Origin of the sequence: Streptomyces sp. NRRL F-5755 (genome assembly GCF_001279365.1) — a bacterium.
Classification (GTDB): domain Bacteria; phylum Actinomycetota; class Actinomycetes; order Streptomycetales; family Streptomycetaceae; genus Streptomyces; species Streptomyces rimosus.
Genome location: NZ_LGCW01000097.1, coordinates 1 through 5,897 on the forward strand (window position 1 = coordinate 1; position 5,897 = coordinate 5,897).

General features: G+C 74.7%; 3 protein-coding genes and 3 pseudogenes. 3 read left to right on the top strand and 3 right to left on the bottom strand.

Going from position 1 to position 5,897, the window contains the following annotated elements; genetic code table 11:
* Positions 1 to 207, bottom strand: a pseudogene (locus tag ADK86_RS44405) (hypothetical protein); the annotation flags it as partial.
* Between ADK86_RS44405 and ADK86_RS44410 the strand changes: the two are divergent.
* A complete protein-coding gene (locus ADK86_RS44410; protein ID WP_234345823.1) occupies positions 206 to 571 on the top strand; it encodes an NPCBM/NEW2 domain-containing protein in 366 nt (121 codons plus the stop codon). The pseudogene ADK86_RS44405 and the gene ADK86_RS44410 overlap by 2 nt on opposite strands.
* A 16-nt stretch (positions 572 to 587) precedes the next feature.
* Here ADK86_RS44410 and ADK86_RS12415 read toward each other — a convergent pair whose 3' ends face one another.
* Positions 588 to 2,669, bottom strand: a complete 2,082-nt coding sequence (locus tag ADK86_RS12415; RefSeq protein WP_107088462.1) for an asparagine synthase-related protein — start codon at positions 2,667 to 2,669, stop codon at positions 588 to 590.
* Between the two features lie 987 nt (positions 2,670 to 3,656).
* On the opposite strand from ADK86_RS12415, the gene ADK86_RS12420 reads away from it, so the two are divergent.
* The gene (locus tag ADK86_RS12420) at positions 3,657 to 5,126 is read left to right on the top strand and encodes a hypothetical protein (protein ID WP_003980623.1); all 1,470 of its coding nucleotides are present in this window, start codon (positions 3,657 to 3,659) and stop codon (positions 5,124 to 5,126) included.
* A gap of 106 nt (positions 5,127 to 5,232) precedes the next feature.
* Positions 5,233 to 5,727, top strand: a pseudogene (locus ADK86_RS12425) (FAD-dependent oxidoreductase); the annotation flags it as partial.
* Positions 5,728 to 5,832: 105 nt separating this feature from the next.
* Here ADK86_RS12425 and ADK86_RS45400 read toward each other — a convergent pair.
* Positions 5,833 to 5,895, bottom strand: a pseudogene (locus ADK86_RS45400) (hypothetical protein); the annotation flags it as partial.
* Between the last annotated feature and the right edge of the window lie 2 nt (positions 5,896 to 5,897).

A 5,897-nucleotide genomic window follows, 5' to 3' on the forward strand; every position in this document is an offset into this window, starting at 1 on the left:
CCGCCCCACACCGACCCCGTCCCCGTCCCCGTCACAGTCCTCGCCCGCACCCGCGCCCGAGCCGCCGCACTCGGCCCCGCCGTCCCGGCCGCCCGCGCACACACCGCGACCGAGGCCGACCCCGCCGGCGCCCGCCCCGTCCCCGTACCAGATCAACGAGTTGACGTGGGACCTCCTGGGCGACGGCACGAAGCCCGAGGTGCGCATGGCGGACAGCAGCTGGCTGTGGCAGCGGCAGGGCCTGCGCATCGGCGGCAAGAAGTACCGGCACGGCGTGACCGTGCACGCGCCGTCCTCCGTGACCATCGATCTGCACCGGCAGTGCACGGCGTACGACGCCTACGCGGGCGTGGACGATCTGGGGCTCGGCCTGGGTGTGCTGCGCTTTTCCGTGTATGCGGACGGCCGGCGGCTCTGGCGGTCGGGAGTGCTGCGCGGCGGTCAGCCGGCCGTTCCTGTGCACGTGCCGCTGACCGGCCACAAGACGGTGCGGCTGGTCGTCGAGCCCGCCTCGTCCAACACCGTGATGTTCCTGGGCGATTGGGCGCAGTCGCAGATCACGTGCAGGTGATCTGTCCGGCTGCTTCTCAAAGACTCGGCCGGGGCGTCACCCCGCCCGCCACCGCGCGCCGCCGGGGCGCGGCCGTGCCGGTCCAGCAGGTGCCGCGCCGGGCGAGCAGGCGGCGGAGCCACAGCTCGGTGGAGACGAGTTCGGCGAGGCCGTCCAGGGGCAGCGGGGCGCCTTCGGCCGCCGCGCGCAGGGCCTTGCGTACGACGCGTGCCTCGACCAGGCCCGCGTCGGCGAGCAGCGGGGTGTCGAAGAGACCGACCACGTCGCCGATCGAGGTCCGCAGGCCCGCCCGTACGGCCGCGGCGTGCGTGAGGTGCGAGGTGGCGCCCCAGCCGGGTGGCAGGTCGCGGACGCCCGCGCCCGACAGGACGGCGCGCAGCACGGCCGCCCGCGCCCCCGGCTGCACGCGGAGCGTGTCCGGGAGCGCGCGGCAGGCCAGCACCACCTGGTTGTCCAGGAAGGGCGCGTGCAGCCGCTGGTTCCGTACCTCGGCGGCCTGTTCGAAGATCCGGTGGTCGGCGGCGTGCCGGGCCAGCGCGGCGCGCGCCCGGCGCTCCCCGGGCCGCCCCACGGCGGGCAACCGGTCGGCCGCGGACGTCAGGCGAACCGATACTTCGGCCAGCGCCTCCCCCGTCAGCCACCGCGCCGCGGGCCCGGGCCGGCACCAGGAGAGCGCCGCCAGCGAGGCGTCCACCGCTCCGCCGCCCGCCGCCTCGTCGGAAAACTGCCGCTCTTTCAGGCGCGTCGCCGTCTCGGCGATTCCCGCCGCGTAGGGCGTACGGGCCAGCTTCCGGGCCGCGCGGTAGACGGTGAACGGGACCAGGGCGGACTGCGACAGCGGCCCGTCGGCCCTGGCCAGCGCCGTGACCGGCCGCAGCAGGTGGCGCCTGCGGCGGTCCATGAGCAGGTCGGCCAGGCGCGCGGGGTGCGCGTCCAGGACCTGCCGCGCGCCGGCGCCCACGAAGTGGTCCGCGCTCCCCGCCAGCAGGCGTCGCCGATGGCGTCCGGCGGTGATCAGCGACGGGCCCGGCTCGTCCGTGAGCGGCCCGTTTTCCAGGTCCGCATACGGGAGGGCTTCCTCGCCCGCCGCGACGACCACATGACGGAGGCGCGGATTGGCGGCCATACTCCGGGCGCGCTCCAGCTCGGCTTCGCGGTACGACTGTCCTCCGTGGGTGGCGCGGTCGTTGAACGTGACGGCCAGCAGGCGCTCACCGCGCCCGTTGACCGTGCCCGGCACCCCCGGCAGTCCGGCCGCGAGCAGCGCCAGAGTGGCGGAAGCGCTCCCTCCGGAAAGGTCGGCACCGACGCCGGGGACCGGCGCGCCCCGCGCGGCCCGCCGCTCGGCCGGCCCCATGCCCGGCACCGGGCCCGGGTCCAGCCCGCCCAGACCGTCCGGGTCCGGAGCGTGCCGGACCCCGGTCAGCCGCGCCCGTACGGCCTCGATCAGCGCGTCCCGCACCCCGTCGACGGCCTGTTCGGGCGGCAGTTGGGGCGCCGCCACCGCCAGCGAGGCCGTCGGTTCGTACGAGGTGATGTCGCTGCTGCCGCCGCGCAGGACGAGCGCGTGGCCGGGCGGTACCCGCCGTACGCCCTCGTACGGCGTGCCCGCGCCCAGCGCCTCGGGCGCGTCCGGGCAGGCCAGCAGCGCGGCCAGATGCCCGATGTCGAGGCCCGCCTCGATCAGGTCGGCGAGCGGGAGGGCGGCGGTGGCGTACGCCGTACCGCCCGCCCACGGGGTGTGGAAGACCGGCCGGGCGCCCGCCAGGTCGCCGGTGACCGTCACGCGCCGGCCGACCTGGACGACGGCCGTGTAGCTGCCGGGCCAGGCCGTGAGGTGGCGCAGCGCGCCGCCACGGGCCGCGAAGAGTCCGACGCGCAGCTGGTCGTCGGTGGCGCCGCAGACCCCGAAGACGGCGAGCCGGGTCTGCGCGTCGGCCTGGACCACGCGCACCTCGTCGGGGCGCCAGTCGCCGACCGCCCACAGCGGGTCGGGGTCGCCCCACAAAAGCTGCGCGCCTACGGGGACGAGCGTGCGGGCCTCCTCGGTGGGGACCGCTCCCGTGGCGGTACTGCTCCACCCCACCAACCAGCGCATCGCCGCCTCCACCCATTTCGCCGCCGCCGGGCGGCCCCCGTCCCTCCGCCGCCGCGGAAGCCGGCCCACCCGGGGGAGCGCCCCCGATGGCCGGCAGGGTGGACCGGACCGCCGCCCCGCACAGCGGATTGCCAAGCCGTTGCCAAGCTGTTGCGCGGACCATGCTGCCACGACAGGGGCATTCGGGAGGCGTCAAAGAGAGCCTGTGTACGGGGGTGTTCGGAAGACGTTACCGGGCGCGCGCGTGCCGGGTCCGGCATGCGTTCGGGCCGTGTTCCGGGCGCGTGGTGCCCCGAGGGGGCCGCGGTGGTGTAAGAAGGGCCCTTCGCGGCCCTCGGCCCGGAGGCGGGGAGGTGGCGGAAGGTGACAAGGGTTCGGCACCGTTCCGGAGACACGCCCCGGGCGATCGTTTCGCTCCGACGACACCCTCCCGTACGGCGATTTTCGGCCAAAATCTGCGGCGTGCACCGCGGTTGGCCCGATACCGGCCGACCGCCGGTCGCCCCGCACCCGGGACCGGCCGGCCGACTTGCGGACCCCCGTCCCGTACGGCCACGAACGCCCCACTCACCCCGTACCGAACGGCCGGGCGCCCTCCCGACCGCCACAGCCAAGCGGACGCCCTCCAGGCCGACTCGACGGGCCCGTCCCGCACATGCGACAGTCCGGGAGGCGGGACTCGCCCCCCGGACCGGACCGCCACCCGCGGGGAATGAGGCGGCGGTGTCCCCCAGCCCACTGGATCCAGTGCAGCGGGCCGACCCACGCAAATCCCATGGAAGCGCTCCCGTCCCGCAGCGGCCAGCGCGCACACACGGGCGCACGGCAACACGTACCCGGAGCACATGCCAAACCCCCTGCACACGCTTGGACTTGAAACCCGCCATCCGGGACATCGGCACTTAACGGTCGGGATTCGGCGAACTACTCTGGGTGGACGCATGCCCCGGGGTAGCGGGGCGGCCGTCGCTGTGTCGAGGGGTGCGCATGTCAAGGGATATACGCGGGCCGAATGAGAAGCTCGGCACCGTTCTCGCCCTCGCGGGGATCAGCAATGCCGGGCTCGCCCGCCGGGTCAACGACCTCGGGGCGCAGCGCGGGTTGACGCTTCGCTACGACAAGACGTCGGTCGCCCGGTGGGTGTCCAAGGGCATGGTGCCGCAGGGCGCCGCGCCCCATCTGATCGCGGCCGCGATAGCCGGCAAGCTCGGCCGGCCGGTACCACTCCACGAGATCGGGCTGGCCGACGCCGACCCGGCCCCGGAAGTGGGCCTGGCCTTCCCGCGCGACGTGGGCGCCGCCGTCCGCTCCGCGACCGAGCTGTACCGCCTCGACCTGGCCGGACGCCGCGGCGGCGGAGGCATCTGGCAGAGCCTGGCCGGATCCTTCTCGGTGAGCGCGTACGCGACACCCGCGTCCCGGTGGCTGATATCCCCGGCCGACAGTTCGGTCGCCCGGGAAGCGACCGACCTACGGGACGTACGCAACGGCAACGGCTCGGCGGGTGTCCAGGACGGCGCCCCCGGTGACACCGCGCCGCTGCACGTCGGCCACAGCGACGTCAGCAAGCTGCGGGAGGCCGCCGAGGACGCGCGCCGCTGGGACTCCAAGTACGGCGGCGGGGACTGGCGCTCCTCGATGGTGCCCGAGTGCCTGCGGGTGGACGCCGCGCCGCTGCTCCTCGCCTCGTACAGCGACGAGGTCGGCAGGGCCCTCTTCGGGGCCACCGCCGAACTGACCAGGCTCGCGGGCTGGATGGCCTTCGACACCGGCCAGCAGGAGGCGGCCCAGCGGTACTACATCCAGGCGCTGCGCCTGGCCCGTGCCGCCGCCGACGTCCCGCTGGGGGGATATGTCCTGGCCTCGATGTCACTCCAGGCGACCTACAGAGGCTTCGCCGACGAGGGCGTCGACCTGGCGCAGGCGGCCCTGGAGCGCAACCGCGGCCTGGCCACGGCCCGCACCATGAGCTTCTTCCGCCTGGTCGAGGCGCGGGCCCAGGCCAAGGCCAACGAGTCGCGCGCCTGCGAGGTGGCCCTCAAGGCCGCCGAAGGCTGGCTGGAGCGCTCCCGCGAGGGCGACCCCGACCCGTCCTGGCTGGACTTCTACTCCTACGAACGCTTCGCCGCCGACGCCGCCGAGTGCTACCGCGACCTGCGGCTGCCCCGCCAGGTCCGCCGCTTCACGGAGCAGGCGCTCTCCCGCCCGACGGAGGAGTACGTCCGCTCGCACGGCCTGCGGCTTGTCGTCTCGGCGGTGGCCGAGCTGGAGTCCGGCAACCTGGACGCGGCCTGCGCGGCCGGGACCCGGGCGGTCGAGGTGGCCGGCCGCATCTCGTCGGCCCGCACGACCGAGTACGTACGCGACCTCCTGCACCGCCTGGAGCCGTACGGGGACGAGCCCCGCGTGGTGGAGCTGCGCGAACGGGCGCGCCCTCTGCTGGTGGCGCCGGCGTAACCGGGAGCGTGCGGGCCTGGACACGGCCCGCACGCCCCCGCGCCCGGCCCGTTGTCAGACCCCCCGGTCATGATGGGATACGTCTGATTCCAGGGGAGGTGCTGTGATGGCGTACGACTGCGATGTGCTGGTGATCGGTGCCGGGATCGTGGGGCTCTCGACGGCCTACGCGATCACGCGCGCCGCCCCCGGCACCCGGGTGGTGGTCCTGGAGAAGGAACCCGGCCCCGCCCGCCACCAGACCGGCCGGAACAGCGGCGTGATCCACAGCGGCATCTACTACCCGCCCGGCTCCCTGAAGGCCCGCTTCGCGCTCCAGGGCTCGGCGGAGATGGTCAAGTTCTGCCTCGACCACGCCATCCCCCACGAGGTCACCGGCAAGCTGATCGTCGCCACCGACCGCACCGAGCTGCCCCGCCTGCACAGCCTCATCCAGCGCGGCCGGGAGCACGGCATCCCGGTACGCGAACTGGGCCCCGCCCAGATCGCACAGTACGAACCCGAGGTCAACGGCCTCGCCGCCATCCACGTAGGCACCACCGGCATCACCGACTTCGGCGCGGTGGCCCGCTGCCTGGCCACCCTGGCGGCGGACGCGGGCGCACACATCGTGTACGGCTCCGAGGTCACCGCGATCGGGCGACGGGCGGGGCGGGTGGCGGTCTGGGCCGGGTTCCTCCTCCAGCACCACCACCCGGTTTCCGGTGGCGGCCCTCGTGATCGCGTAGGCCGTCGAGAGCCCCACGATCCCGGCACCGATCACCAGCACAT

Excerpts from the sequence above, each read along its gene's own strand:
- ADK86_RS12415 (WP_107088462.1), bottom strand. The coding sequence starts at position 2,669 with ATGCGCTGGTTGGTGGGGTGGAGCAGTACCGCCACGGGAGCGGTCCCC.
- ADK86_RS44410 (WP_234345823.1), top strand. The coding sequence starts at position 206 with ATGGCGGACAGCAGCTGGCTGTGGCAGCGGCAGGGCCTGCGCATCGGC.
- ADK86_RS12420 (WP_003980623.1), top strand. The coding sequence starts at position 3,657 with ATGTCAAGGGATATACGCGGGCCGAATGAGAAGCTCGGCACCGTTCTC.